A 25,154-nucleotide genomic window follows, 5' to 3' on the forward strand; every position below is an offset into this window, starting at 1 on the left:
CTCTTATTGTTTTTTTGCTGGGCTTCTTGTTTTTGTTGAGTGCCCTGTCCACAAAACGCAAAGCTTGTGAACGACCCCCAATCCAGGGGTTAAGAGCAAACGGATTGCTTTGGCCGCTGATGACACGTTGATCTCTCGATCCAACCAGTTCAGGCGCTGCTTTTTAGTGCAGTTTTTGTTGTTCTCTGCCTGGTCGTGGGGCAAGCCCCAAACACGCATCCTCTCCAAAAGAATCAGTTAGCTGCGCCTCCGCCGTCTTGTTTTTATTGTGCGTGAGCCGTTTCGTCTTGTTCTTATTCTGAGTTGCAGTGCTTGTTATTGTTCTTGTACCAGACATATAGCAGGTGCCGTGCCAACTTTTGAAAAATCAATGAAATCAGGGGTTTGCGCGGAATTAGGGAGGCTGGGCGGGCCAGAAATGTCGAAATTTCGTTACCGTATGCCTCGGGGACTGTTACGCCGAGAAGGGTGGGTAACAGATTTTTGCGGAAACTGATGTGTTACCTGAGGGGGGGTGGCCACGGGCCCCATCGCCGGCAAGCCGGCTCCCACAGGATGGATGTGGCCTACCTGTGGGAGCCGGCTTGCCGGCGATGAGGCCTGAGAGGCCAAAGCGAGATCACTCGCTGGTGGCGTTGCTCTTGCGGCGCGGAATGCCCAGGCGCTGGCGACGTTCCCACAGGCACTTGCGGCTTACCCCCAGCTTGCGGGCCAGCTCGGTCTCGGTCATGTGGTCCTGATGCTCGAGCACGAAGTGCTGGAAGTAATCCTCCAGCGACAAGTCTTCGGTCGGCTCATGGCTGGCATTGTTGGCGCTGGCGCTGGTCGCGACCATGGCATTGTCGAGCAGGTCGTCGTCTTCCAGGTCGCTCAGCTCGATATCGATGCCCAGCAGCTCGGCAGAGATTTCCGCGCTCTCGCTGAGAATCACCGCACGCTCGACGGCGTTTTCCAGTTCGCGCACGTTGCCAGGCCAGCTGTAGTGACGAATGGCCTGTTCGGCTTCGGCCGAGAAGTGCAGGTCGTCACGGCCGATGCGCGCGCTCTGGCGGGCGAGGAAGGCATTGGCGATTTCGTTGACGTCGCTGCCGCGCTCGCGCAATGCAGGGAGCTTCAGGGCGATCACGTGCAGGCGGTAGTAGAGGTCCTCGCGGAATTGCCCGGCCTTGGCCAGGTTCTTCAAGTCACGGTGGGTCGCGGCGATCAGGCGCACATCGACCTTCTGCGACTGCACCGACCCGACGCGGCGGATCTCGCCTTCCTGCAGCACGCGCAGCAACCGGGCCTGGGCCTCCAGCGGCAGTTCGCCAATCTCGTCGAGGAACAGCGTGCCGCCGTCAGCTGCTTCCACCAGGCCGGCGCGTCCGGCGCTGGCACCAGTGAATGCGCCTTTCTCGTGGCCGAACAGTTCCGACTCGATCAGGGTTTCGGGAATGGCCGCACAGTTCACCGAGATCATCGGCGCCTTGGCCCGTCGCGACAGGTTGTGCAGCGCGCGGGCGACCAACTCCTTGCCGGTGCCGGACTCGCCCTGGATCAGTACGTTGGAATCGGTGGGCGCCACCTTGCGGATCTTGCTGTACATGTCCTGCATCGGCGGACAGGAGCCGATGATGCCGATCTCGCCATTGGCCGATGCCGGGCTGGCCTTGTCGGCTGGCGCGCCCTTGCCATTGGTGCGAGGCTCGGCGACCGGGGCAGGCGCGTGCTGTCGGTCGCGCAGGATGCGGGCTACCGCCTGGAGCATCTCGTCGTGGTCGAAGGGTTTGGCGATGTAGTCCACCGCGCCCATCTTCATCGAGTCCACCGCCGAGCGCAGGCTGGCGTAGCTGGTCATGATCAGCACCGGCGTGCCCTGGCCGAGCTTGATCAGCTCGGTGCCCGGGGCGCCGGGCAGGCGCAGGTCGCTGACGATCAGGTCGAAGGTCGCAATGCTGAACCGTTCCTGGGCTTCCTGAACCGAGCCGGCCTCGCTGACCTGGTACTGGTTCCGCTCGAGCAGGCGACGCAAGGCCGAGCGGATGATGGTTTCGTCTTCGACGATCAGAATGTGCGGCATTGATTCAATTCTCTCGACGGTCTCGAATTTCTGGGGACGTCGCTACGACATGCCGGGGCAGGGTCACGCGGATCCGGGTGCCACGTTGCCGTTCGATATCGGCCGGGCTGTCGATGGTGATTTGCCCATAATGCTCTTCCACGATGGAATAGACCAGAGCGAGCCCCAGTCCGGTGCCTTCGCCCGGATCCTTGGTGGTGAAGAACGGTTCGAACAGGCGGTCCATGATGTTCTTCGGGATCCCGCTGCCCTCGTCTTCGACGATCAGGTCCACCGTGTGCTCGTTCGCTTCGCTGCGCACGCGCACGGCGCTGCCGGGCGGTGAGGCGTCGCGGGCGTTGGAGAGCAGGTTGATCAGCACCTGGGCCAGGCGTTGCGGATCCCCCTCGGCCCAGTGCTCGGGGTCGCAGAGGTTGAAGAACTGTACTTCGAAATTGCGCCGGTTCAACGCCAGCAGACCGATGGCGTCCTGCGCCACCTCGGCCAGGCACACGGGCTCTTCGCTGTTCTGGTGGCTGCCGCCGGCGTGGGCGAAGCTCATCAACGACTGGACGATGCGCGATACCCGTTTGGTCTGCTCGAGGATCTGGCTGGACAGCTCGATGATTTCGCCATCGCCTTCGCGTTCCTCACGCAGGTTCTGCGCAAGGCAGGCGATGCCGGTGATCGGGTTGCCGATCTCATGGGCGACGCCAGCCGCCAGGCGACCGATACTGGCCAGGCGCTCGGAGTGCACCAGCTTGTCTTCCAGGGCCTGGGTTTCGGTGAGGTCCTCGACCAGCAGCACCAGCCCGCTGTTACCCGGTGCCAGCGGCTCGTCGATGGCCGCCTTGTGCAGGTTCAGCCAGCGCGGCTGGCCATCCAGCGCGAGGCGCTGCTTGTGCAGGTGTTCGTCGGGCACATTGATGAAGCCTTGCAACAGACCGCGCCACGGCTCGCTGATGGTCACCAGGCGCGAGCCGACCACGTGCTTGGCGGCGATGCCGGTCAGCTCCTCCATGGCCTTGTTCCACATGAGGATTTCCTGGTCCTTGGCCAGCGAGCAGACGCCCATGGGCAGTTCCTGCAAGGTCTGGCGGTGGTAGCGGCGCAAGGCATCGAGCTCGGCTGCAAGGCCGGTCAGGCGCGAATGGTAGTCTTCCAGGCGGCTTTCGATGAAGTGGATGTCTTCGGTGACGTAGTTCTCGTTGCCCGACTTGTACGGCAGGAAGGTCTCGACCATGTCCTGGGCCACGCTTGGCCCCATCAACCCCGAGAGGTTGGCCTCGATGCGGTCGCGCAGGCGACGCAGGGCATAGGGGCGGCGTTCGTCGAACGGCAGGTAGAGGTCGCGCAATGCCTGCTCGACTTCCTTCTGCGCGGCCTTGGCCCCCAGCGGCTTGGCCAGCTGGGTGGCGAACTCCTGCGGCGAGGCGGCGTGCAGCTCTCGGCGCTGGGGCCGGCGCACGTTGTCCACGGCACAGGCTTCGGCGGCGCTGACTTCCTCGGTGCTGGCATTGGTGAACAACGAGATCAGCGTGAACAGCAGCACGTTCGCCGCCAGCGAGGCGATGGCCGCCATGTGCCAGCTGGTGTCGTCGAGTACATAGATCATGTCCAGCAGCGGGATGTAGAAGCCCTGCAGATTGCCCAGCAGCGGCAGCAGCATGGTCACCATCCACACCAGGGTGCCGGCCAGCAGGCCGGCAATGAAGCCGCGGCGGTTGGCGGTCGGCCAGTACAGCACCGACAGCACGCCGGGCAGGAACTGCAGGGTCGCGACGAAGGCGACGATGCCCAGGTTGGCCAGGCTCTGGTGATTGTTCTGGGTCAGGTAGAACATGAAGCCGGCGGTGATGATCGCGACGATCAGGGCGCGACGGGTCCATTTCAGCCAGCGGTAGATGTTGCCTTCGGCCGGTGGCTGGTACAGCGGCAGCACCAGGTGATTGAGGGCCATCCCCGACAGCGCCAGGGTGGTGACGATGATCAGCCCGCTCGCGGCGGAAAGCCCGCCGACGTAGGCCAGCAACGCCAGCGCTTCATTGTTTGCCGCAATGCCCAGGCCCAGGGTGAAGTACTCGGGGTTGGTGCTGGCGCCCAGGCGCAGACCAGCCCACAGCACCAGCGGCACGGCCAGGCTCATCAGCAGCAGGAACAGTGGCAGGCCCCAGCTGGCGCTGACCAGCGAGCGTGGGTTGAGATTTTCGGTAAAGGCCATGTGGTACATGTGCGGCATGACGATGGCCGAGGCGAAGAACACCAGCAGCAGCGTGCGCCACGGGCCTTCCTGCAGTGGGGTGTGCAGTGCCGCCAGGGCGGTCTGGTTCTGCAGCAGCCAGACCTCGAGGCCATGCGGGCCTCCGAACACGCCATACAGGGCGTACAGGCCGATGCCGCCCAGGGCCAGCAGCTTGATCACCGATTCGAAGGCGATGGCGAACACCAGGCCTTCGTGTTTCTCGCGCGTGGCGATGTGCCGCGAGCCGAAGAAGATGGTGAACAGGATGATCAGGGCACAGAAGGCGAATGCCACCCGCGCCTTGACCGGCTCGCCGGTGAGGATGCTGATCGAGTCGGCCACGGCCTGGATCTGCAGGGCCAGCAAGGGCAGCACGCCAATCAGCATGATGACCGTGGTCAGCGCACCGGCCCAGGTGCTGCGAAAGCGGAAGGCCAGCAGGTCGGCCAGCGACGACAGCTGGTAGGTGCGGGTGATCTTGAGGATCGGATACAGCAGCACCGGCGCCAGCAGGAAGGCACCGGATACGCCCAGGTAACAGGCGAGGAAGCCGTAGCCATATTGATAGGCCAGGCCCACTGAACCGTAGAAGGCCCAGGCACTGGCATACACGCCGAGCGACAGGGTGTAGGTCAGCGGGTGGCGAATGATCGAACGGGGAATGAGCCCGCGCTCGCTGATCCAGGCCACGCCGAACAGCACCATCAGGTACGCGGCGCTGATCAGGATCATCTGGGTCAGGCTAAAGCTCATCGGCATCTCGTTGGCTCTGCAGGATGAAGGTGACGACGATCAGGATCAGCCAGAGCAGGTACGGGCGGTACCAGGCACCGGTCGGTTCGATCCACCAGTCCATGATGGCCGGTGAGAACAGGTAGATCCCCACGACCAGAAGCAGGACCAAACGATAGATGTACATGCTGGCCTCGATGGTTGGGCGCTGCGGGCTTGAACTTATTATTGGCGCAAATGGCTGGGGCGATGCTAGCGGGATTCGGTAGCGTTCGCCAAGGGTTTGAAATTATTGGGCTTTTGAATTTCAGGGTGGGTTGCCTGTTCTGGCCTAATCGCCGGTGATGCCTCAGCGCAAATCCGCCTCGGGCACCGTGGTGCGCTGCGCAATCGCTTCCGGCCGCCAGCGCTGCCGCGCCACCGCCAGCACCTCTGCCGGTGTCGCCATCGACAATCCAGGCTCGGCCTCCTGCCCCAACGCCCGCAGCGCCCTCAGCAACAACGGCGTGGCCTGGTCGGCCTCGAGTGGCGGCGAACGGTATGACTTGCCCAGTTTGTGGCCATCCGGTTGCACGATCAGCGGAATGTGCAGGTAGCGCGGCTGCGAGAAGCCCAGCAGTTCCTGCAGGTACAGCTGGCGCGGCGTGTTGTCGAGCAGGTCGGCGCCGCGCACGATATCGGTAACGCCCTGCCACGCGTCGTCCAGCACCACGGCCAGTTGATAGGCATACAGCCCGTCCCGGCGCTGGATGATGAAGTCGCCCACCTCGCGGCCCAGGTGCTGCTGGAAATCACCTTGCACCCGGTCCTTGAAGCGGTAGATCAGCTCGGGCACCCGCAAACGGATCGCCGCGCCTTCGCGGGCATGCCCTGCGTTACGACAAAAGCCCGGGTAAATGCCGTCGTAGCCCTCCAGCTGCTTGCGTGAGCAAGTACACGCATAGGCCAGACCCATGTTGAACAGGCGGTCTACCACTGCGGCGTAGGCGTCGTGTCGCTGGCTCTGGTAGACCACCTCGCCATCCCATTGCAGCCCGTAGCGTTCGAGTGTCTGCAGGATCGCGTCACGGGCACCGGGCATTTCCCGAGGCGGGTCGGTGTCTTCCATGCGCAGCAGCCAGCGGCCATTGACGGCGCGGGCATCGAGCCAGGAGGCGAGGGCGGCGACCAGCGAGCCGAAATGCAGGAAGCCGCTGGGAGTGGGGGCGAAACGCCCGATGTAGGGGGAGTCGTTCATGGGCCGTGCTGGGTCACAAATGAAACGGGGCGCCTGATGCGCCCCGTTCGGATGGGAGAACGGTCAGCCTTTGCCGACGGTCTTTTCCTTTTTCTCCGCGATTTCCTTGCAGTCGAAGCACAGGTCGGCAGTCGGACGGGCTTCCAGACGGCGCAGGCCGATCTCGATGCCACACGAATCGCACCAGCCGTATTCCTCGTCCTTGATCTTGTCGAGAGTCTTGTCGATCTTCTTGATCAGCTTGCGCTCGCGATCGCGGTTGCGCAGCTCCAGAGCGAACTCTTCTTCCTGACTGGCGCGGTCGGCCGGGTCCGGGAAGTTGGCTGCCTCATCCTTCATGTGGTCCACGGTGCGGTCCACACTCTGCATGAGCTCGCCCTTCCAAGCATTGAGCAGCTTGGTGAAGTGCTTCCTCATGGGCTCGCCCATGTACTCTTCGCCTTTGGTTTCCTTATAAGGTTCGACACCGTACATGGTCTGACCGGCTTTTTGCTTTTCTACGGTGGACATGAATAGACCGCCTCTCACTCATCTGATCCAATGCGCAGGCTGCTCCATCTCCGGCACCCGCCGGCCCTGCGACTGCGAGCCGCCGAACTTACCAGATAGATCGGGGGTGCGCTACCCCGCCCGATCCTAGGTATTGACAGCGCCGTGAGGCGCACGTTCGATCCCGCGCAGAGGTAGAATCACCAGTTTAGACCCAATTGAGAGAAGGTCATGGCCCACCCGTACAGTGCGCGCAGCCGCGCCATCGAACCCTTCCATGTCATGGCGCTGCTGGCGCGGGCCAACGAGCTGCAGGCCGCCGGACACGATGTGATCCACCTGGAAATCGGCGAACCGGACTTCACTACCGCCGCGCCCATCGTCGAAGCTGGCCAGGCCGCCCTGGCGGCGGGGCACACCCGTTATACCGCGGCCCGGGGCTTGCCGGCCCTGCGCGAGGCCATCGCCGGTTTCTACGCGTCGCGCTACGGTGTTTCGGTCGATCCTGAGCGCATCCTGATCACCCCGGGTGGGTCGGGGGCGCTGCTGCTGGCCAGCAGCCTGCTGGTCGACCCCGGCAAGCACTGGCTGCTGGCCGACCCGGGTTATCCGTGCAATCGCCACTTCCTGCGGCTGGTGGAAGGCGGTGCGCAGCTGGTGCCGGTGGGGCCGGAGGTCAATTACCAACTGACCGCCGACCTGGTCGAGCGCTACTGGGACAATGATACCGTCGGCGCCCTGGTGGCCTCGCCTGCCAACCCGACCGGCACGGTGCTGGGCCGCGATGAACTGGCCAGCCTGTCCAAGGCTACCCGTGAACGCCAAGGGCACCTGGTGGTGGATGAGATCTATCACGGCCTGACTTACGGCATGGATGCGCCGAGCGTGCTGGAGGTCGACGACTCGGCTTTCGTCCTCAATAGTTTTTCCAAGTATTTCGGCATGACCGGTTGGCGGCTTGGCTGGCTGGTGGCGCCGCCCAATGCCGTGGCCGACCTGGAAAAGCTTGCGCAAAATCTGTACATCAGCGCCCCGAGCATGGCCCAGCACGCGGCACTGGCCTGTTTCCAGCCGCAAACCCTGGCTATCTTCGAGGAGCGCCGGGCCGAGTTCGCCCGTCGCCGCGACTATCTGCTACCTGCCTTGCGCGAACTGGGGTTCCGCATTGCGGTAGAGCCGCAAGGCGCGTTCTACCTGTACGCCGACATCAGCGCCTTTGGCGGTGACGCCTTCGCGTTCTGCCAGCACTTCCTGGAAACCGAACACCTGGCGTTCACTCCAGGTCTGGACTTTGGGCGCCACCTGGCCGGCCATCATGTGCGCTTTGCCTACACCCAGAGCCTGCCGCGCCTGGAAGAGGCGGTACAGCGCATTGCCCGTGGGCTGCGGAGCTGGAAAGGCTGATGGTGTTCTTCCCATTGCTCGAGCAAGGTCGACTGTTGCGCCGCTACAAGCGTTTTCTGGCGGATATCGAACTGGCCAATGGTGAACAGCTCACCATCCACTGCCCCAACACCGGCTCCATGCTCAATTGCATGCGCGAAGGCGGGCAAGTCTGGTTCAGTCGTTCCAACGACCCCAAGCGCAAGTTGCCAGGCACGTGGGAGATCAGCGAAACCCCTCAGGGGCGGCTGGCCTGCATCAACACCGGGCGCGCCAATGCGTTGATCGAAGAGGCCCTGCGTGCGGGCGTGATCGCTGAGCTGGCAGGGTTCACTGCGCTCAAGCGCGAGGTGGCCTATGGCGAGGAGGGCAGCCGGGTGGATTTTCGCCTGGAGTTTGCCGACGGGCCGGCCTACGTCGAGGTCAAGAGCGTGACCCTGGGCTTTGCGGACAGTAACGTGGCGGCCTTCCCTGATGCGGTGACCCAGCGCGGCGCCAAGCACCTGCGTGAACTGGCATCGCTGGCCCGCCAGGGTATCCGCGCCGTGCAGCTGTACTGCGTGAACCTGACCGGTGTCGAGGCTGTGCGCCCTGCAGAGGAGATCGACGCGGCCTATGCCACGGCGTTGCGTGCCGCTGTGGCAGATGGCGTTGAGGTCCTGGCCTACGGTGCGCGGCTGGATGTCCGGCAGATCGTCATCGACCGCCCACTCCCGGTGTTGCTCAACCCGTGAACCAGATGCCCTGGCTGTCTTCCTGGCAGCCCAAGGCCTGCAACGCCTCACCCTCACACGGGCCGGCCACGCATTCGCCACTTTCGATCAGGAACAGAGCGCCGTGATGGGCGCAGTGGATCAAGCTGGCGCTGTCATCAAGGAAGGCGTCCGCTGTCCAGTTCAAGGGGATGCCTCGGTGCGGGCAGCGATTACGATAGAGATGCACCGTGCCTTGGCGGCGCACGCCGAACAGTTCGATGCCGTCTACGCTGAAGGCGCGGCTGTGGCCTTCGGCCAGCGCTGCGGAAGTACAAAGGAAGTGCATTGCAAGAACGACCCGCGAAACAAGGGATAACTTGACGCTTCAATGCGAATAATTATCAAATTGCCCGCATTCCCTGCGCCCGAGCCGCTATGGTTACGCAGTTCCGCTACCCGCCACAAGGCTGGCAGCCCGCCTTCAGAAGGAATCCGATGATGCGCCGTCCCGCCGCCATGCTCGCCCTGTGCGCAGCCCTCGTAGCTTGCTCCCACGTCTTCGCGGGTGAATTGCCACAGCGCTGGGTCAGTGCCGGCGGGGCGTTGAGCGAGTGGATCAGTGAACTGGGCGGCGAGCCACGCCTGGTAGGCGTCGACACCACCAGCCAGCACCCCGAATCGCTCAAAGCGCTGCCGAGCATCGGCTATCAGCGCCAGCTGTCGGCCGAGGGCATTCTCAGCCTGCGCCCGGACTTGCTGGCTGGCACCGAAGAAATGGGCCCGCCACCGGTGCTGGCGCAGATCCGTAGCGCCGGCGTGCGCGTCGAACTGTTCTCCAGCCAGGCCGACCTCGCGGCTGTCGATGCCAACCTCAAGCACCTGGGCGGGTTGCTCGGCGCCGAGCAGAAGGCCGCGCAGCTTGCCTCGCGTTATCACCAGCAGATCGAGGCGCTGCAACTGAAGGTCAAGCAGGCCCAGGTCAGCCACAAGGCGCCAGGCGTGCTGCTGCTGGTCGGCCACGCGGGGGCCAAGCCACTGATCGCAGGTCAAGGTACCGCGGGCGACTGGCTGTTGCGCCAGGCGGGGGCGCGCAACCTGGCAGAGCATCAGGGCTACAAGAACTTCTCCAATGAAGCGCTGGCGGCGCTGGACCCGGATGTGCTGGTGGTCTCCGATCGTGCCATGGTGGGTGACCAGGCCTTGCAAGCCCTGCTCAAGGAGAATCCGGCTCTGGCCGCGTCCCGGGCCGCGCGCGACAAGCGCCTGGTAGTGCTCGACCCGACGCTGCTGGTAGGCGGCCTCGGCCCACGGTTGCCGGCGGCCTTGCAGGACCTGGCGGCGACGTTCTACCCGGCCAGCATCGCTCGATGAAGCAACGGATCCAACCGCGCGCGCTGTTCATTGGCCTGGGCTTGCTGTGTGTGCTGGCGGTCTGGCTGTCGCTGGCCCTGGGGCCGGTCAGCCTGCCGCTGTTCGATACCTTGCGTGCGGGTTTGCGCTTGCTCGGGCTGCCCATCGCTGGCGACGGCCTGGAGCAGGCGGACATGATCCTCGGCCAGATCCGCCTGCCTCGTACCTTGCTCGGCCTGGCGGTGGGGGCGGTGCTGGCGCTGTCAGGCGTGGCCATGCAGGGGCTGTTTCGCAATCCGCTGGCCGATCCTGGCCTGGTCGGTGTGGCCAGTGGCGCAGCGCTGGGGGCGGCGGTGGCGATTGTCGGCGGCAGCTGGCTGGTTGGCATACCGGAGTGGTTCGCCCCCTACCTGTTGTCGGTCTGCGCCTTCGTCGGCGGACTGGGAGTGACTGCGCTGGTCTATCGGCTGGGGCGCCGCGATGGGCAGACCAACGTCGCGACCATGCTGCTGGCCGGTATCGCGCTGACGGCGCTGGGCGGCTCGGCCGTGGGTCTGTTCACCTACCTGGCTGATGACGCGACCTTGCGCACCTTGACCTTCTGGAACCTGGGGAGCCTCAACGGGGCGAGTTACGAGCGTTTGTGGCCCCTGCTGATCGTGGTCGTGGCCGTCGCCTTGTGGCTGCCGCGTCGGGCCCAGGCACTCAATGCCTTGCTGCTGGGAGAGTCGGAGGCACGTCACCTGGGTATCGAGGTGGAGCGCTTGAAGCGTGAGCTGGTGCTCTGCACGGCACTGGGTGTGGGCGCCGCTGTGGCGGCGGCGGGCCTGATCGGTTTCGTCGGCCTGGTGGTACCGCACCTGGTGCGCCTGCTGGCCGGGCCCGATCACCGGGTGCTGTTGCCGGCGTCCTTGTTGGCGGGGGGCGCATTGCTGCTGTTCGCCGACCTGGCGGCACGCCTGGCATTGGCACCGGCGGAGTTGCCGATCGGCATCGTGACAGCGTTCATCGGCGCGCCGTTTTTCCTGTTTCTGCTGATTCGGGGGCGCAGTTGATGCTCGAAGTGCAAAGCCTGCATCTGCGCCGTGGCGGCAACGACGTGCTCCACGACATCGATCTGCAACTGCTGCCCGGCCAGGTGCTCGGTGTGCTTGGGCCCAATGGCGCGGGCAAGAGCACACTGCTCGGGGCCTTGTGTGGCGAACTGTCGCCCAGCCAGGGGCGGGTGACGCTCAATGGCAAGACATTGGCCGAGTGGCCGGGACAGGACCGGGCGCAGCGCCTGGCGGTACTGCCGCAGGTGTCCAGCCTTGGATTTGCCTTCCGTGTCGAGGAAGTGGTGGGGATGGGGCGACTGCCCCATGGCAGCGGGGCACAACGGGACCGGGAAATCGTCGAAGCGGCGTTGCGTGCGGCCGATGCGTGGCACTTGGTCGAGCGCAGTTACCTGGCCTTGTCGGGCGGCGAACGCCAGCGCGTGCACCTGGCCAGGGTCCTGGCCCAGCTCTGGCCCGGTGGCGAAGGCAGCACCTTGCTGCTCGACGAGCCGACCTCGATGCTCGACCCCCTGCACCAGCACACCACTCTGCAAGCCGTGCGCAGCTTCGCGGACCGAGGCGCCGCCGTGCTGGTCATCTTGCATGACCTGAATCTGGCGGCACGCTACTGTGATCGTATCCTGTTGCTCGACGGTGGCCGCTGCCATGCGTTGGCATCGCCGCAGCAGGTGTTGACGCCAACCGCCCTCAAGCAGGTCTTTGGCATCGAGGTGCTGGTTCAGCCCCATCCGGAACGGGGCCATCCGCTGATCATCACCCGCTAGGAGGCAGTTCTCGTGCGCCATCCATGGATTTCCGGCTCGTTGCTGTGTGTGTTGCTGTCGCTGGCAGGGTGCCAGGCGAGCCTGCCGCCATTGCCTGCCTGGCAGAGCCCGGAGGGGCGTGACAGCGCCACGCTGGGGCAGATAAACGACCTGGCAAGCGGCCAGCCCATCAGCCCGGAGCAGCTGGTAGAGCGACTGTCCGGTGCGCCCCGCGTGTTGGTGGGCGAGAAGCACGACAACCCTGATCATCACGCCCTGCAACTGTGGTTGATGCGCGCGCTGCAAGCCCGACGCGTGCAAGGCAGCCTGCTGCTGGAGATGCTGCAGCCAGAGCAGCAGCCGCGCCTGGAGGCCGTGCAGGGGCAGTCGTCATTGCCGGATGACTTGCCCAAGGCCCTGGCTTGGCAGGACGGCTGGGATTGGCAGCTGTATGGGCCGATTGTCCGCGAGGCCTTGCAAACGCGCATCGCACTGCTGCCAGCCAACCTTTCGGCTGGCGAAATGCGTGCAGCGTATCGCCAGTCGGCAGCGTTGCCAGGGCAAAGGTCCAATGCGCCAGCGGTGAAGGCCGCACTGCTCGAACAGGTACGGGCGGGGCATTGTGGGTTGCTGCCTGAAAGCCAGCTACCGGCGATGCTGGCGGTCCAGCAGCAGCGTGATCGGCGTATCGCCGAGCGGCTGCTGGCGGCACCGCAGCCAGCCCTGTTGTTTACCGGGGCTTACCACGCGCGCAAGGACCTCGGCGTTCCATTGCATCTTGCGGACCTGGGCGCGAAGGGTCAGAGCCCAGTGTTGATACTGGCTGAGGTGGGCGAGCCAGTGGATGCGGCGATGGCCGATTACGTCTGGTACACCCCGGCGACGCCTGCTCAGGATTACTGCGCGCAATTGCGCAAATAGAAGATTGCTGATCTGCAGGCAAAAAAAGACCCGGCAAATTGCCGGGTCAATAACCGTGATTAGCCTGATGAGGAGATAATCTGAGAGTCCGAACCAGGGGCTTTCAGTTTATCCAACCAGTCTCGCGACCAGTTGCGATAATCATAACGATTCTCATTACGGCGTCAATCCCCTCTCGCTGTTTATTTCAGATTTTTTTGCGCGGTGCATTTTGCGTCCAGTTGTTGATTGAGCGCTTGCTTGCGCTCGGCGGGCAAATCGTTCCAGTGCATGTCCAGCAGTGCGCCTTCAATGGCGTACAACAGCACCTTCGACGCCCGGAATCCTCGCGTTTTCACGGCCTGGTAGGCACCGACTGCGCCGAGGCGACGCAAGTCCGATGCACTGTGGATACCGGCCGCGTGCAACCACTGCGCGGAGGTCTTGCCAAGATTCTTCAGATGCTGCAATTCATCGTTCATCGAGCCTCCTTGCGATGGCTGAACGGGTCTAGGGGGATAAATCGCGAGCAGGTCAGAGAGGAGTGTAGCGGGGGTTGGGAAATGCGCGGCCTTTTGCCATCGGGGGCGACGGATTGGGGGATGAGCAGCCTGTCAGGGCCCTATCGCCGGCAAGCCGGCGATAGGGCCGTTACGCTTACAGACCCGGCAGACGCTGGCGGATCTGATCGATCACCTGATCCATGCTGGCGCTGTCCTGGGTATCCACACGCGTGGCGTGCGGCAGTTCGGCTACATCCAGAGGCTCTCGGCTGGCCTGCTGGGCCTTGACCACTTCCAGGGTTGCGTCCGACGGGTCGTCGTTTTGCGCCTGGCGCTGCTCCAGCCAGCTGGCGATCACTGCCTCAGGGGCATGGCAATCGAGGATCAGGAACGGTACGCCGGTTTCGCTGGCGACCTCTGCTGCCGCCTTGCGCTGGTCGTGTTTCAGATAAGTGGCATCGAGCACCACCGGGTAACCGGCGCGCAGGATGGTGGTGGCCAGTTCGTGCAGGCGCTGGTAGGTCGCGACACTGGCATCCTGGTCATAGATGCCGGCGTTCTGCTGCCCGGAATGAGCCGACTGCTGCTCGCCGAACAGTCGCTTGCGCTCCACGTCAGAACGCACGCGCACCGCACCCAGAGCTTCTACCAGGCGCATGGCCACGTGGCTCTTGCCTACAGCCGAGACGCCGTGGGTGATGGCCAGCAGACGCGACGGGATGGCGCTGTAGCTTTCTGCCAGGTTGGCGTAGTTGCGGTAGGTGCGCAGGGTGGTGGCACGCTGCACGCCATCGGCATTCGCGGGCATGCTGAACAAGGCGACCTTGGCCCGAACCAGGGCGCGATAGGCCTTGTAGAAGTTGAGCACTTCCAGACCTTGATAGTCGCCGGTCAGCTCCAGGTACTGGCTGACGAAGCGACGCGCCAGGCACTTCAGACCGCGGTCCTCCAGGTCCATGGCGAGGAAGCCGGTGTCGGCCCAGACATCGGTCATGCGGAAGGGCTCGTTGAACTCGATGCAGTCGAAGATGACCACCTTGCCATCGATCAGGGTGGCGTTGCCCAGATGGATGTCGCCATGGCACTCGCGGGTAAAGCCGTCGGCCTTGCGCGAAGCGAACAGGTACTGCAGGCGCTCGAAGCTGCTGCGCGCCCAGGCCTGCAGGTTGTCCAGCTGCTGCAGGTCGGCGCGGTCGCTGAGGAACGGGCGGATCTGTTCGAAGTTCTGCTCGACCGGCGCCATCACGCTTTCAGGCGAGCCGTAGGGCTGCTCGGCGGCAACCTTGGGGGTTTGCAGGTGGAATTCGGCAATCTGGCGCGCCATCTGGTCGATGTGGCTGGCGTTCAGTTCACCGTTGGCCTGCAACGTATTGAGCATCTGACCCTGGGGGAACTGACGCATCTTCAGCACATATTCGATCGCCTCGCCGTCGCCGCCGATCTGCGGTGCTTCGGCGCTACCGGTGATCGGCAGGACTTCCAGGTACAGGCCTTCGGTCAGGCGCTGGTTCAGGCGCAACTCTTCGTTACAGAAATGCTGGCGCTGGTCCAGTGCGGTGAAGTCGAGGAAGCCGAAATTCATCGGCTTCTTGATCTTGTAGGCGTACTCGCCTGTCAGCAAGACCCAGGAAATATGCGTCTCGATGAGCTGGAACCCGTCCACGGGGTGGGGATAGAGGGCAGGGTTCTGCAACGCGGTGATCAAGGCTTGGCTCACGGGATTTCCTTCCGGGGGCAGGGAATTCGAAAGCGCCATTATGGTCAATGGTGCCGTCCCTGCATACCGCCAGGGGGCGCCTGCCCAGCCCTTACAAAGTGCGTATAATCCGCCGCCATGACTCGAACCCGAAATCCTCGTACCCCTCAGAAACGCCCGACCGGCCGCTCGCGCGCCTGGCTGGGCTGGGCCTTGAAGCTCAGCCTGGTCGGCCTGGTGATCGTCGCCGGCTTCGCGGTTTACCTCGATGCCGTCGTGCAAGAGAAGTTCTCCGGCAAGCGCTGGACCATCCCTGCCAAGGTGTACGCCCGGCCGCTGGAGCTGTTCGTCGGCCAGAAGCTGAGCAAGAACGACTTCCTCACCGAGCTCGACGCCCTCGGCTACCGGCGCGAGAGTGCGGCCAACGGCCCGGGTGCGGCGTCGATAAACGGCAACAGCGTCGACCTCAACACCCGTGGCTTCCAGTTCTATGAAGGCATGGAGCCTGCGCAGTTCGTCCGTGTGCGCTTCTCGGGCGACTACGTGGCGGGGCTCTCGGGTGCCAATGGCAAGCTGGACGTTGTCCGTCTGGAGCCGCTGATGATCGGTGGCATCTACCCGAAAAACCTCGAGGACCGCATCCTCATCAAGATCGACCAGGTGCCGCCCTATTTGCTCGAAACCCTGGTGGCCACGGAAGACCGCGACTTCTACAGCCATTTTGGTGTGTCGCCCAAGTCCATCGCCCGTGCGGTCTGGGTCAACACCTCGGCAGGCTCCATGCGCCAGGGCGGCAGCACCCTGACCCAGCAGCTGGTGAAGAACTTCTACCTGACCAGCGAGCGTAGCCTCAGCCGCAAGCTGACCGAAGCGATGATGGCCGTACTGCTGGAAATGCACTACGACAAGCGTGAAATCCTCGAGGCTTATCTCAACGAAGTATTCGTCGGCCAGGATGGCCAGCGCGCCGTGCATGGCTTCGGTCTTGCCAGCCAGTTCTTCTTCAGCCAGCCGCTGTCGGAACTCAAGCTGCACCAGATCGCCTTGCTGGTGGGCATGGTCAAAGGGCCGTCCTACTACAACCCGCGCCGCTATCCCGAGCGTGCCCTGGCTCGTCGCAACCTGGTCCTCGACGTGGTCGCAGAGCAGGGCGTGGCGAGTCAGGAAGTGGTCGACGCGGCGAAGAAGATGCCGCTGGGCGTGACCAAGCGTGGCAGTCTGGCCGACAGCTCGTTCCCGGCCTTCCTCGACCTGGTCAAGCGCCAGCTGCGCCAGGACTATCGCGATGAAGACTTGACCGAAGAAGGCCTGCGCATCTTCACCAGCTTCGACCCGATCCTGCAGATGAAAGCCGAAAGTTCGATGAACGAGACCTTCAAGCGCCTTGCCGGGCGCAAGGGGGCTGACGAAGTCGAGTCGGCGATGGTCGTGACCAACCCGGAGACCGGTGAGGTGCAGGCCCTGATCGGCAGCCGTCAGTCCGGCTTTGCCGGTTTCAACCGCGCCATCGATGCGGTGCGGCCGATCGGCTCGCTGGTAAAACCGGCGGTCTACCTGACGGCGCTGGAGCAGCCGAGCAAGTACACCCTGACCAGCTGGGTGCAAGACGAGCCGTTCTCGGTCAAGGGTGCCGATGGCCAGGTATGGCGACCGCAGAACTACGATCGCCGCCCGCACGGCACGATCTATCTGTACCAGGGCCTGGCCAACTCCTACAACCTGTCGACTGCCAAGCTCGGCCTTGAAGTGGGCGTGCCCAATGTCATCAAGACCATCGGTCGGCTCGGGGTGAAGGTGGACTGGCCTGCATTCCCGGCGATGCTGCTGGGTGCCGGTGGCATGTCGCCGATGCAGGTGGCGACCATGTACCAGACCATCGCCAACGGTGGCTTCAACACGCCGATGCGCGGTATTCGCAGTGTACTGACCGCCGAAGGCGAGCCGCTCAAGCGCTACCCGTTCCAGATCCAGCAAACCTTCGACCCGGCGTCGATCTACCTGGTGCAGAACGCCATGCAGCGGGTGATGCGCGAAGGTACTGGCCGGTCGGTGTACAACGTATTGCCCAGCTCGCTGACCCTGGCGGGCAAGACCGGTACCAGCAACGACTCACGCGACAGCTGGTTCTCCGGCTTCAGCCAGGACCTGCTGGCCGTGGTGTGGATGGGCCGCGACGACAACGGCAAGACACCGTTCACCGGCGCCACTGGCGCGCTGCAGGTCTGGACCAGCTTCATGAAGAAGGCCGACCCGCTACCGCTGGACATGCCACAACCGGACAACGTGGTGCAGGCCTGGATCGACCCGTACAGCGGGCGAGGTTCCGACGGAAGCTGTCCGGGAGCGGTACAGATGCCGTATATTCGCGGCAGCGAACCGCCCGCCGGGGCAGCCTGTGGCGGCGAGCAGAATCCGGCAGAATCGGTCATGGACTGGGTAAAAGGCTGGATGAACTAAGCGCTGGCTGCATTGATGAGGTGTGACGTGAATAAGTGGCTGTTTCCTGCCTTGACGGCGCTGGCTGTGCTCCAGGGCTGCTCCAGTGTGCAGCGTGGCAATATCCCTGTGGTCGATTCGAGCACCCGCGTGTCCAACAGTGAACGGGTCACGGCCAACCGCTCGTCGGCTGGCATGAATAACGGCACCACGCAGGCGCAGTCGCTGCCCGAGGATTCCGGGGTGACCGTGATGATTCCGCAAGGCGCCGGCGCCACGGGCATCCAGACCTTCCCGGCGGGCAATGGCGCAGCCCCCATCAGCACCACCCCGATGACCACCGAGCCGGTCAATGCTGCGCCGATGACCACCAACCCGAATCCGATCGCCGACGAGCCGTTCGACATCGCCTCGATGAACAGCACCCCGGCGGCCAGCAGCGCACCCACCGGTATCCCGCGCAGCAATGCCACCTCCGGCGGCCTGTCCGCCGACGAGCAGCTCGATGGCCCGGTGCTGGCGCTGCTGACCACCGCCCAGTCGCAACAGGGCAGCGGTGACTTCAACGGCGCTGCTTCGAGCCTGGAGCGTGCCCAGCGCATCGCCCCACGCGAGCCACAAGTGCTGTATCGCCTTGCCCAGGTGCGTTTGTCCCAGGGTGATGCGGCGCAGGCTGAACAACTGGCACGCCGTGCGCTGACCTACGCCAACGGCCGGCCCAGCCTGCAGGCCGAGCTGTGGAACACCATCGCGCAGGCCCGCGAGAAGCAGGGTGACAGCGCGGGTGCGGCACTGGCCCGACAAAAGGCGCAGGTCAACTCCTGATGATCGAACAACGTATTCTCGATATCGCCGACCACCTGCTGCTCATCGAGCGCGAACTGCAGGTGCAAGGCTGGTGGGACGACGAGCCGCCAAGCGACGAGGCACTGGCCAGTACGGTGCCTTTCGCGGTCGATACCATGAGCTTCGAACAGTGGCTGCAGTGGATTTTCCTGCAACGCATGAGGATCATCATCGAGCTCGGCCAGCCGCTGCCCAGCGCATCTGGAATCCTGGTCATGGCCGAAACGGTGTTTGCCGACCGTCCGGAGCAGAGTCGCGTGCTACGACGGCTGCTAGCAGAGTTTGATCAATTGATCGCTCCTTCCGCCTGATTTCTTCTCTTTTTCCGTCAGGGGCCGCAGATTGTGGCCCTTTTTTGTGGAAATCTTATTATTCCTGCTGCTGAGTCGGTTTTTAGTGGTGGCAGGAATTCATCTTGGGGAAAAATTGGCAATAATTTTTCTTGACTTACTGACGCCGAATAACAAGAATCCAGATTCCGCTGTAGAGGGACTGCCAGAAGCAGACCCGCTAAGCAGATCATGAGGCGCACACCCGCGCCGACCCGTTTCACCCCGCAACGCGTTACCTCGCGCTGGGTGGGAAAACCCCGCAACACTCTGGGGCGCTCCCAATACTTGCTCAGTCAGTGCTGACGTTCCGCTCATGCTCTGCTTGGCAGTAAACCTATTAAGACCCGTCCAGTGAGGACGGTATTCTGGCGTTTTAGAGGTGAACAACGTGGAGCTTTTATCTGGCGCTGAGATGGTCGTCCGCTTCTTGCGTGACGAAGGCGTTAAGCACATCTACGGGTACCCTGGTGGTGCTCTCCTGCATGTTTACGATGCACTGTTCAAGGAACCGGAAGTCGAGCACATCCTGGTTCGTCACGAGCAGGCGGCTACCCATATGGCGGACGGCTACGCCCGTGCCACCGGCAAGGCCGGTGTGGTGCTGGTGACCTCCGGCCCGGGCGCGACCAATGCCATCACCGGCATTGCCACCGCCTACATGGATTCGATTCCGATGGTCATCCTGTCCGGCCAGGTGCCTAGCACCATGGTTGGCACCGATGCCTTCCAGGAAACCGATATGATTGGCATCTCGCGGCCGATCGTGAAACACAGCTTCATGATCAAACATGCCACCGAGATCCCCGAAGTTCTGAAAAAAGCCTTCTACCTGGCGCAATCCGGTCGCCCAGGTCCGGTCGTGGTCGACATTCCAAAAGATATGACCAACCCGGCCGAAAAGTTCGAATACGTCTACCCGAAGAAGGTCAAGCTGCGCTCCTACAGCCCAGCGGTCCGTGGCCACTCCGGGCAGATCCGCAAGGCTGCAGAGATGCTCCTGGCTGCCAAGCGCCCGATCATCTATTCCGGCGGTGGCGTCATCCTCGGTGGCGGCTCCGAAGCCCTGACCGAGATCGCCAAGTCGCTGAACCTGCCGGTCACCAACACCCTGATGGGCCTCGGTGGTTTCCCGGGTACCGATCGCCAGTTCCTCGGCATGCTCGGCATGCACGGCAGCTACACCGCCAACATGGCCATGCACCATGCCGACGTGATCTTCGCAGTCGGTGCGCGCTTCGATGACCGCGTGGTCAACGGCCCGGCCAAGTTCTGCCCGAACGCCAAGATCATCCACGTCGACATCGACCCGGCGTCGATCTCGAAGATGATCAAGGCCGATGTGCCGATCGTCGGCCCGGTCGACAGCGTGCTCAGCGAAATGCTCGGCATCCTCAAGGAAATCGGCGAGCAGCCTGACAAGGCGGCCATCGATGCCTGGTGGAAGCAGATCGGCGAATGGCGCGGCACTGGCGACCTGTTCCCCTACGACAAGGGCGACGGTAACGTCATCAAGCCTCAGGCGGTGATCGAAACCCTGTGCGAAGTGACCAAGGGCGATGCCTTCGTCACCTCCGACGTGGGCCAGCACCAGATGTTCGCGGCGCAGTACTACCGCTTCAACAAGCCGAACCGCTGGATCAACTCCGGTGGTCTGGGCACCATGGGCTTCGGCTTCCCGGCGGCGATGGGCATCAAGCTGAACTTCCCGGAGCAGGACGTCGCCTGCGTCACCGGCGAAGGCAGCATCCAGATGAACATCCAGGAACTGTCCACCTGCATGCAGTACGGCCTGCCGGTGAAGATCGTCAACCTGAACAACGGTGTGCTGGGCATGGTCCGCCAGTGGCAGGACATGGCCTACAACGGCCGTCACTCGCACTCCTATGTCGAGTCGCTGCCTGACTTCATCAAGCTGGCCGAGGCCTATGGTCATGTGGGTATCCGCATCACCAGCCTGAAGGACCTCAAGCCGAAGCTGGAAGAAGCCTTCGCGATGAAGGACCGCCTGGTGTTCATCGACATCGCGGTCGACCGTACCGAGCACGTCTATCCGATGCAGATCAAGGATGGCTCGATGCGTGACATGTGGCTGAGCAAGACGGAGCGTACCTGATATGCGGCACATCATTTCCCTGCTGCTGGAAAACGAACCGGGTGCTCTGTCCCGCGTGGTCGGCCTGTTCTCCCAGCGCAACTACAACATTGAAAGCCTGACCGTGGCGCCGACCGAAGACCCGACCCTGTCGCGTCTGACGTTGACCACCGTTGGCCATGACGAAGTGATCGAACAGATCACCAAGAACCTGAACAAGCTGGTCGAAGTGGTCAAGCTTGTCGACCTGTCGGAAAGCGCCCACATCGAGCGTGAACTGATGCTGGTCAAGGTCAAGGCCACCGGTGCCCAGCGTGCCGAGATCAAGCGCACCACGGATATCTTCCGTGGCCAGATCGTCGATGTGACCGCCAGCGTGTACACCGTGCAGCTGAGCGGCACCAGCGACAAACTGGACAGCTTCATCCAGGCCATCGGCACTGCATCGATTCTCGAAACCGTGCGCAGTGGCGTCACCGGCATTGCCCGTGGCGACAAAGTGCTCAGCATCTAAATTCAAAAATTAGCGATGGCTCCGCAGGGGCCGAGATATAACCAGGGGTATTTTCATGAAAGTTTTCTACGATAAAGACTGCGACCTTTCCATCATTCAGGGCAAGAAAGTCGCCATCATCGGTTACGGCTCCCAGGGCCACGCTCAGGCGTGCAACCTGAAGGACTCCGGTGTGGACGTTACCGTCGGTCTGCGTAAAGGTTCGGCTACCGTTGCCAAGGCAGAAGCCCACGGCCTGAAAGTTGCCGACGTTGCTACCGCTGTCGCTGCGGCTGACCTGGTCATGATCCTGACCCCGGACGAGTTCCAGGGCGCCCTGTACAAGAACGAAATCGAGCCGAACATCAAGAAAGGCGCCACCCTGGCCTTCTCCCACGGCTTCTCGATCCACTACAACCAGGTTGTTCCGCGTGCCGACCTCGACGTGATCATGATCGCGCCGAAGGCCCCGGGCCACACCGTTCGCTCCGAGTTCGTCAAAGGCGGCGGCATTCCTGACCTGATCGCTATCTACCAGGACGCCTCCGGCAACGCCAAGAACGTCGCCCTGTCCTACGCTTCGGGCGTTGGTGGCGGCCGTACCGGCATCATCGAAACCACCTTCAAGGACGAGACCGAAACCGACCTGTTCGGTGAGCAGGCCGTTCTCTGCGGCGGTACCGTCGAGTTGGTCAAGGCCGGTTTCGAAACCCTGGTCGAAGCAGGCTACGCGCCAGAAATGGCCTACTTCGAGTGCTTGCACGAACTGAAGCTGATCGTTGACCTCATGTACGAAGGCGGCATCGCCAACATGAACTACTCGATCTCCAACAACGCCGAATACGGTGAGTACGTCACCGGTCCGGAAGTCATCAACGAAGAATCCCGCAAGGCCATGCGCAACGCTCTGAAGCGCATCCAGGACGGCGAGTACGCGAAGATGTTCATCTCCGAAGGCGCCACCAACTACCCATCGATGACCGCCAAGCGCCGCAACAACGCCGCTCACGGCATCGAAATCATCGGCGAGCAACTGCGCTCGATGATGCCGTGGATCTCGGCTAACAAAATCGTCGACAAGACCAAGAACTGAGTCTTATCGAAAGATGAAAAACGCGGCTTCGGCCGCGTTTTTTCGTTCTGGCAGTCAGCTTCTGGTATAAAGCAGACCAGTGGCTTGCCGTCAGAACCTGTTTCGCAGGCCCGTGTCGAACATTTTCCATCCTGTTGCAAGGTACCCTCCATGAGCGAACGTCCCGAAGAGCCGAACAAGCCCTCCGACGCCGAAAGCCTGCTACCTGTCGATGAGCACGTTGAAGAAGGGCATGACGCCGAAGGGCGCAAGGTGCGCCATCGTGGCATCTATCTGCTGCCCAACCTGTTTACCACCGCCAACCTGTTTGCCGGGTTCTACTCGATCATCAGTTCGATGAGCGCGCAGAGTGCCCTGAGCGCTGGTGATCCACGCGAGGCGAGCAAATACTTTGCCTTTGCTGCCATCGCCATTTTCGTGGCAATGGTGCTCGATGGCCTCGACGGCCGGGTCGCACGCATGACCAATACCCAGAGCGCCTTCGGTGCCGAGTACGACTCGCTGTCGGACATGGTCGCCTTTGGTGTTGCTCCAGCCTTGCTCGCCTTTGGCTGGGCGCTTGGCGACATGGGCAAGGTCGGCTGGATGGTCGCCTTCATCTATGTGGCTGGCGCGGCGCTTCGACTGGCTCGTTTCAACACCCAGGTCGGTACCGCCGACAAACGCTACTTCATCGGCCTGGCCAGCCCGGCTGCCGCCGGTGTGGTCGCCGGCACCGTATGGGCGTTCAGCGACTATGGCATCCAGGGTTCCAAGCTGTCGTTCCTCGTGGCGCTGCTGGTTGCCGCAGCGGGCATGCTGATGGTCAGCAACATCAAGTACAACAGCTTCAAGGAACTGGACCTCAAGGGGCGCGTGCCGTTTGTGGCGATCCTGGCAGTGGTGCTGGTGTTCGCTGTGGTATTCAGCGACCCGCCGCGCATCCTGCTGCTGATCTTCCTTGCCTATGCGGCATCCGGGCCGATCCAGTACCTGCTGCGTGGCCGCCGCCGCAAAGCGTGACAATGATTTAATGGTGGAATAACCCTCCGGCTCCATAGTCTTACTGGTACATTCGTTATCCAGTGCTATGGAGCCCACCATGCTCATCAAGCTTCCCCGGTCTTCCGACTGCAAGGCATCGGAGATCACTCCCGAAGGCATCTACCTTACACGTCGCACCCTGCTGGGTGGCTCGCTCGCCGGCCTTGCGCTGGGCGCAGTGCCGTTTGCCGTCCGAGCAGACGACGCGCCGCGTTACGCGGATGTCGAGGCGGGCGCGGCACCGGCCTGGTTCAGCGACAAGCTGGCTGCCACGCGTTGGCAGGCGGTGACGGTCAAGGGCGAGGCGATCACCCCGTTCAGGGATGCCACCCACTACAACAACTTCTATGAGTTCGGGCCCGACAAGGGCGACCCGGCTGCCAACGGCGGGAGCCTGAAGACCGCGCCGTGGTCGGTGGTGATCGACGGAGAGGTCGGAAAGCCGGGGCGTTATGCCTTGGAGGACTTCGTCAAGCCGTATCAGCTCGAAGAGCGCATCTACCGTTTGCGCTGCGTGGAGGCCTGGTCGATGGTGATCCCTTGGCTGGGCTTTCCGCTGGCGCAGGTTCTCAAGCAGGTCGAGCCCACCTCGAAAGCGCGTTACGTGCGTTTTGAAACGTTGAAGGACCCCGAGCACATGCCTGGGCAGCGCTCAGGCTTTGCCCTGATCGACTGGCCTTATAGAGAGGGGTTGCGCCTGGATGAAGCCATGCATCCTTTGACCATCCTGGCTGTCGGCATGTATGGGCGGGAGCTGGCCAACCAGAACGGTGCGCCGTTGCGGCTGGTGGTGCCCTGGAAGTATGGTTTCAAGAGCATCAAGTCGATCGTGCGCATCAGCCTGGTGGCCGAGCGGCCACAAACCACCTGGGAAGGGTTGGCACCGGATGAGTATGGCTTCTATGCCAACGTGAATCCTGAAGTCGATCACCCGCGCTGGACTCAGGCGCGTGAGCGGCGTTTGCCTAGTGGGCTGTTCAGCCCGAATGTGCGGCAGACACAGATGTTCAATGGTTACGCCGAAGAGGTGGCGTCGCTCTATACCGGGCTGGATCTGCGGAAGAATTACTGATGCGTTATCCCTGGTTACGTCTGGCCATCTTTATCCTGGGCTGTCTGTTCCCGCTGTGGTGGCTGTATGAGGCGGCGATGAACCTGTTGGGGCCTGACCCCGGCAAGATCATGATGGATCGCCTGGGATTGGGCGCGCTGACCTTTCTGCTGGTGACCTTGGGCATGACCCCCCTGCAAAAGCTGACGGGGTGGTCTGGCTGGATCGTGATTCGCCGGCAGCTGGGATTATGGTGCTTTGCTTATATAGTGCTGCATATCCTTTGTTACCTGTTCTTCATCCTAGGGCTGGACTGGGGGCAGTTTGCTGTCGAGCTGCGCAAGCGGCCGTACATTATCGTCGGTGCGCTTGGCTTCTTGGGTTTGCTGGCGCTGGCGGCGACTTCCAATCGTCACAGTCAGCGTCGCTTGGGGGCGCGATGGAAGAAGCTGCATAGGCTGGTGTATGTGATTCTCGGCTTGGGTCTGCTGCATTTTTTGTGGATCGTTCGTTCGGATCTGCGCGAGTGGGCGATCTATGCGGGGATTGGTGGTTTGTTGATGGTGTTGCGGATTCCGGCTGTGGCTCGGCGGGTGCCTCGGCTGATAGGGCGGCGGGGGAGGGCGGTTTCGTAGGAATGTGTCATGGCGAGCATTTGTTAGTCGTGACGCGGTCGTTACCTCGAATATTTCAAATATATGGAATTAAAGGTTGACGGGCTC

The 25,154-nt window shown here is 62.8% G+C and carries 23 protein-coding genes; 15 read left to right on the forward strand and 8 right to left on the reverse strand.

Annotation, left to right across the window (positions count from 1 at the left end; translation table 11 throughout):
• Nucleotides 1-619: 619 nt before the first annotated feature.
• The 5 genes from PPL01S_RS16800 to dksA all read right to left on the reverse strand — a co-directional run bounded on the left by PPL01S_RS16800 (nucleotide 620) and on the right by dksA (nucleotide 6,759).
• Nucleotides 620-2,059 (reverse strand): sigma-54-dependent transcriptional regulator, encoded by a 1,440-nt coding sequence (locus tag PPL01S_RS16800; RefSeq protein WP_016391809.1) that lies wholly within the window; start codon nucleotides 2,057-2,059, stop codon nucleotides 620-622.
• Between the two features lie 4 nt (nucleotides 2,060-2,063).
• Nucleotides 2,064-5,039: a sensor histidine kinase gene (locus tag PPL01S_RS16805; RefSeq protein ID WP_028625883.1), complete on the reverse strand. Its 2,976-nt coding sequence runs from the start codon at nucleotides 5,037-5,039 to the stop codon at nucleotides 2,064-2,066.
• Nucleotides 5,023-5,199 (reverse strand): hypothetical protein, encoded by a 177-nt coding sequence (locus PPL01S_RS25170; protein ID WP_003250005.1) that lies wholly within the window; start codon nucleotides 5,197-5,199, stop codon nucleotides 5,023-5,025. Before PPL01S_RS25170 ends, PPL01S_RS16805 begins: the two co-directional genes overlap by 17 nt.
• Before the next feature lie 162 nt (nucleotides 5,200-5,361).
• On the reverse strand, nucleotides 5,362-6,249 hold the full coding sequence (gene gluQRS / locus PPL01S_RS16815; RefSeq protein WP_016391811.1) for a tRNA glutamyl-Q(34) synthetase GluQRS: 888 nt from the start codon (nucleotides 6,247-6,249) through the stop codon (nucleotides 5,362-5,364).
• 63 nt (nucleotides 6,250-6,312) lie between these two features.
• Nucleotides 6,313-6,759 carry an RNA polymerase-binding protein DksA gene (gene dksA / locus PPL01S_RS16820; protein WP_016391812.1) on the reverse strand — a complete coding sequence of 149 codons (447 nt, stop codon included), beginning with the start codon at nucleotides 6,757-6,759 and terminating at the stop codon, nucleotides 6,313-6,315.
• A gap of 210 nt (nucleotides 6,760-6,969) precedes the next feature.
• On the opposite strand from dksA, the gene PPL01S_RS16825 reads away from it, so the two are divergent.
• Together PPL01S_RS16825 and sfsA are read left to right on the forward strand one after the other, a co-directional pair.
• On the forward strand, nucleotides 6,970-8,142 hold the full coding sequence (locus tag PPL01S_RS16825) for a pyridoxal phosphate-dependent aminotransferase (protein ID WP_016391813.1): 1,173 nt from the start codon (nucleotides 6,970-6,972) through the stop codon (nucleotides 8,140-8,142).
• Nucleotides 8,142-8,855, forward strand: coding sequence for a DNA/RNA nuclease SfsA (sfsA, locus tag PPL01S_RS16830; RefSeq protein WP_016391814.1), 714 nt, complete (start codon nucleotides 8,142-8,144; stop codon nucleotides 8,853-8,855). Before PPL01S_RS16825 ends, sfsA begins: the two co-directional genes overlap by 1 nt.
• Here sfsA and PPL01S_RS16835 read toward each other — a convergent pair.
• On the reverse strand, nucleotides 8,845-9,162 hold the full coding sequence (locus PPL01S_RS16835) for a Rieske (2Fe-2S) protein (protein ID WP_016391815.1): 318 nt from the start codon (nucleotides 9,160-9,162) through the stop codon (nucleotides 8,845-8,847). The two genes, sfsA and PPL01S_RS16835, sit on opposite strands and share 11 nt — an antisense overlap.
• Before the next feature lie 149 nt (nucleotides 9,163-9,311).
• Between PPL01S_RS16835 and PPL01S_RS16840 the strand changes: the two genes are divergently transcribed.
• The 4 genes from PPL01S_RS16840 to PPL01S_RS16855 are packed head-to-tail and all read left to right on the forward strand — an operon-like array spanning nucleotide 9,312 to nucleotide 12,888.
• Nucleotides 9,312-10,187, forward strand: coding sequence for a heme/hemin ABC transporter substrate-binding protein (locus PPL01S_RS16840; RefSeq protein ID WP_028625884.1), 876 nt, complete (start codon nucleotides 9,312-9,314; stop codon nucleotides 10,185-10,187).
• 50 nt (nucleotides 10,188-10,237) lie between these two features.
• Nucleotides 10,238-11,221: a FecCD family ABC transporter permease gene (locus tag PPL01S_RS16845; RefSeq protein ID WP_162176861.1), complete on the forward strand. Its 984-nt coding sequence runs from the start codon at nucleotides 10,238-10,240 to the stop codon at nucleotides 11,219-11,221.
• A complete protein-coding gene (locus PPL01S_RS16850) occupies nucleotides 11,221-11,988 on the forward strand; it encodes a heme ABC transporter ATP-binding protein (RefSeq protein ID WP_016391818.1) in 768 nt (255 codons plus the stop codon). Before PPL01S_RS16845 ends, PPL01S_RS16850 begins: the two co-directional genes overlap by 1 nt.
• A 12-nt stretch (nucleotides 11,989-12,000) precedes the next feature.
• Nucleotides 12,001-12,888, forward strand: a complete 888-nt coding sequence (locus PPL01S_RS16855) for a ChaN family lipoprotein (RefSeq protein WP_028625885.1) — start codon at nucleotides 12,001-12,003, stop codon at nucleotides 12,886-12,888.
• 182 nt (nucleotides 12,889-13,070) lie between these two features.
• On the opposite strand, the gene PPL01S_RS16860 is transcribed toward PPL01S_RS16855, so the two are convergent.
• Both PPL01S_RS16860 and PPL01S_RS16865 read right to left on the reverse strand, forming a co-directional pair.
• Nucleotides 13,071-13,349, reverse strand: a complete 279-nt coding sequence (locus PPL01S_RS16860) for a TfoX/Sxy family protein (RefSeq protein WP_016391820.1) — start codon at nucleotides 13,347-13,349, stop codon at nucleotides 13,071-13,073.
• Between the two features lie 175 nt (nucleotides 13,350-13,524).
• Nucleotides 13,525-15,087: a bifunctional aminoglycoside phosphotransferase/ATP-binding protein gene (locus tag PPL01S_RS16865; RefSeq protein ID WP_016391821.1), complete on the reverse strand. Its 1,563-nt coding sequence runs from the start codon at nucleotides 15,085-15,087 to the stop codon at nucleotides 13,525-13,527.
• 117 nt (nucleotides 15,088-15,204) lie between these two features.
• Here PPL01S_RS16865 and mrcB point away from each other — a divergent pair, with 117 nt between their 5' ends.
• The 9 genes from mrcB (at nucleotide 15,205) to msrQ (ending at nucleotide 25,067) form a co-directional block, all read left to right on the forward strand.
• Nucleotides 15,205-17,523, forward strand: a complete 2,319-nt coding sequence (gene mrcB / locus PPL01S_RS16870) for a penicillin-binding protein 1B (protein WP_016391822.1) — start codon at nucleotides 15,205-15,207, stop codon at nucleotides 17,521-17,523.
• A gap of 15 nt (nucleotides 17,524-17,538) precedes the next feature.
• Complete coding sequence (locus PPL01S_RS16875) at nucleotides 17,539-18,327, forward strand: tetratricopeptide repeat protein (RefSeq protein ID WP_033743655.1); 789 nt, start codon at nucleotides 17,539-17,541, stop codon at nucleotides 18,325-18,327.
• Entirely contained in the window at nucleotides 18,327-18,659 is a 333-nt protein-coding gene (locus PPL01S_RS16880) for a YqcC family protein (protein WP_028625886.1), read from the forward strand. Before PPL01S_RS16875 ends, PPL01S_RS16880 begins: the two co-directional genes overlap by 1 nt.
• A gap of 409 nt (nucleotides 18,660-19,068) precedes the next feature.
• On the forward strand, nucleotides 19,069-20,793 hold the full coding sequence (locus tag PPL01S_RS16885; RefSeq protein ID WP_016391825.1) for an acetolactate synthase 3 large subunit: 1,725 nt from the start codon (nucleotides 19,069-19,071) through the stop codon (nucleotides 20,791-20,793).
• Between the two features lies 1 nt (nucleotide 20,794).
• A complete protein-coding gene (ilvN, locus tag PPL01S_RS16890) occupies nucleotides 20,795-21,286 on the forward strand; it encodes an acetolactate synthase small subunit (RefSeq protein WP_003250040.1) in 492 nt (163 codons plus the stop codon).
• A gap of 55 nt (nucleotides 21,287-21,341) precedes the next feature.
• Complete coding sequence (gene ilvC / locus PPL01S_RS16895; protein ID WP_003250043.1) at nucleotides 21,342-22,358, forward strand: ketol-acid reductoisomerase; 1,017 nt, start codon at nucleotides 21,342-21,344, stop codon at nucleotides 22,356-22,358.
• 150 nt (nucleotides 22,359-22,508) lie between these two features.
• On the forward strand, nucleotides 22,509-23,360 hold the full coding sequence (gene pssA / locus PPL01S_RS16900; RefSeq protein WP_016391826.1) for a CDP-diacylglycerol--serine O-phosphatidyltransferase: 852 nt from the start codon (nucleotides 22,509-22,511) through the stop codon (nucleotides 23,358-23,360).
• 79 nt (nucleotides 23,361-23,439) lie between these two features.
• On the forward strand, nucleotides 23,440-24,453 hold the full coding sequence (gene msrP / locus PPL01S_RS16905; RefSeq protein ID WP_016391827.1) for a protein-methionine-sulfoxide reductase catalytic subunit MsrP: 1,014 nt from the start codon (nucleotides 23,440-23,442) through the stop codon (nucleotides 24,451-24,453).
• On the forward strand, nucleotides 24,453-25,067 hold the full coding sequence (msrQ, locus tag PPL01S_RS16910; RefSeq protein WP_016391828.1) for a protein-methionine-sulfoxide reductase heme-binding subunit MsrQ: 615 nt from the start codon (nucleotides 24,453-24,455) through the stop codon (nucleotides 25,065-25,067). The genes msrP and msrQ overlap by 1 nt, the downstream gene beginning before the upstream one ends.
• The last annotated feature ends 87 nt before the right edge of the window (nucleotides 25,068-25,154 follow it).

The organism is Pseudomonas plecoglossicida NBRC 103162 = DSM 15088, from assembly GCF_000730665.1.
Lineage (GTDB): Bacteria > Pseudomonadota > Gammaproteobacteria > Pseudomonadales > Pseudomonadaceae > Aquipseudomonas > Aquipseudomonas plecoglossicida.

Bases quoted from the DNA above. Each gene is read 5' to 3' on its own strand.
- PPL01S_RS16840 (WP_028625884.1), top strand. From the start codon at position 9,312: ATGATGCGCCGTCCCGCCGCCATGCTCGCCCTGTGCGCAGCCCTCGTA.
- PPL01S_RS16805 (WP_028625883.1), bottom strand. From the start codon at position 5,039: ATGCCGATGAGCTTTAGCCTGACCCAGATGATCCTGATCAGCGCCGCG.
- sfsA (WP_016391814.1), top strand. From the start codon at position 8,142: ATGGTGTTCTTCCCATTGCTCGAGCAAGGTCGACTGTTGCGCCGCTAC.
- PPL01S_RS16860 (WP_016391820.1), bottom strand. From the start codon at position 13,349: ATGAACGATGAATTGCAGCATCTGAAGAATCTTGGCAAGACCTCCGCG.
- PPL01S_RS25170 (WP_003250005.1), bottom strand. From the start codon at position 5,199: ATGTACATCTATCGTTTGGTCCTGCTTCTGGTCGTGGGGATCTACCTG.
- pssA (WP_016391826.1), top strand. From the start codon at position 22,509: ATGAGCGAACGTCCCGAAGAGCCGAACAAGCCCTCCGACGCCGAAAGC.
- PPL01S_RS16880 (WP_028625886.1), top strand. From the start codon at position 18,327: ATGATCGAACAACGTATTCTCGATATCGCCGACCACCTGCTGCTCATC.
- PPL01S_RS16875 (WP_033743655.1), top strand. From the start codon at position 17,539: ATGAGGTGTGACGTGAATAAGTGGCTGTTTCCTGCCTTGACGGCGCTG.
- mrcB (WP_016391822.1), top strand. From the start codon at position 15,205: ATGACTCGAACCCGAAATCCTCGTACCCCTCAGAAACGCCCGACCGGC.
- gluQRS (WP_016391811.1), bottom strand. From the start codon at position 6,249: ATGAACGACTCCCCCTACATCGGGCGTTTCGCCCCCACTCCCAGCGGC.
- PPL01S_RS16850 (WP_016391818.1), top strand. From the start codon at position 11,221: ATGCTCGAAGTGCAAAGCCTGCATCTGCGCCGTGGCGGCAACGACGTG.
- ilvC (WP_003250043.1), top strand. From the start codon at position 21,342: ATGAAAGTTTTCTACGATAAAGACTGCGACCTTTCCATCATTCAGGGC.
- msrQ (WP_016391828.1), top strand. From the start codon at position 24,453: ATGCGTTATCCCTGGTTACGTCTGGCCATCTTTATCCTGGGCTGTCTG.
- PPL01S_RS16825 (WP_016391813.1), top strand. From the start codon at position 6,970: ATGGCCCACCCGTACAGTGCGCGCAGCCGCGCCATCGAACCCTTCCAT.
- ilvN (WP_003250040.1), top strand. From the start codon at position 20,795: ATGCGGCACATCATTTCCCTGCTGCTGGAAAACGAACCGGGTGCTCTG.
- PPL01S_RS16835 (WP_016391815.1), bottom strand. From the start codon at position 9,162: ATGCACTTCCTTTGTACTTCCGCAGCGCTGGCCGAAGGCCACAGCCGC.
- dksA (WP_016391812.1), bottom strand. From the start codon at position 6,759: ATGTCCACCGTAGAAAAGCAAAAAGCCGGTCAGACCATGTACGGTGTC.
- msrP (WP_016391827.1), top strand. From the start codon at position 23,440: ATGCTCATCAAGCTTCCCCGGTCTTCCGACTGCAAGGCATCGGAGATC.
- PPL01S_RS16800 (WP_016391809.1), bottom strand. From the start codon at position 2,059: ATGCCGCACATTCTGATCGTCGAAGACGAAACCATCATCCGCTCGGCC.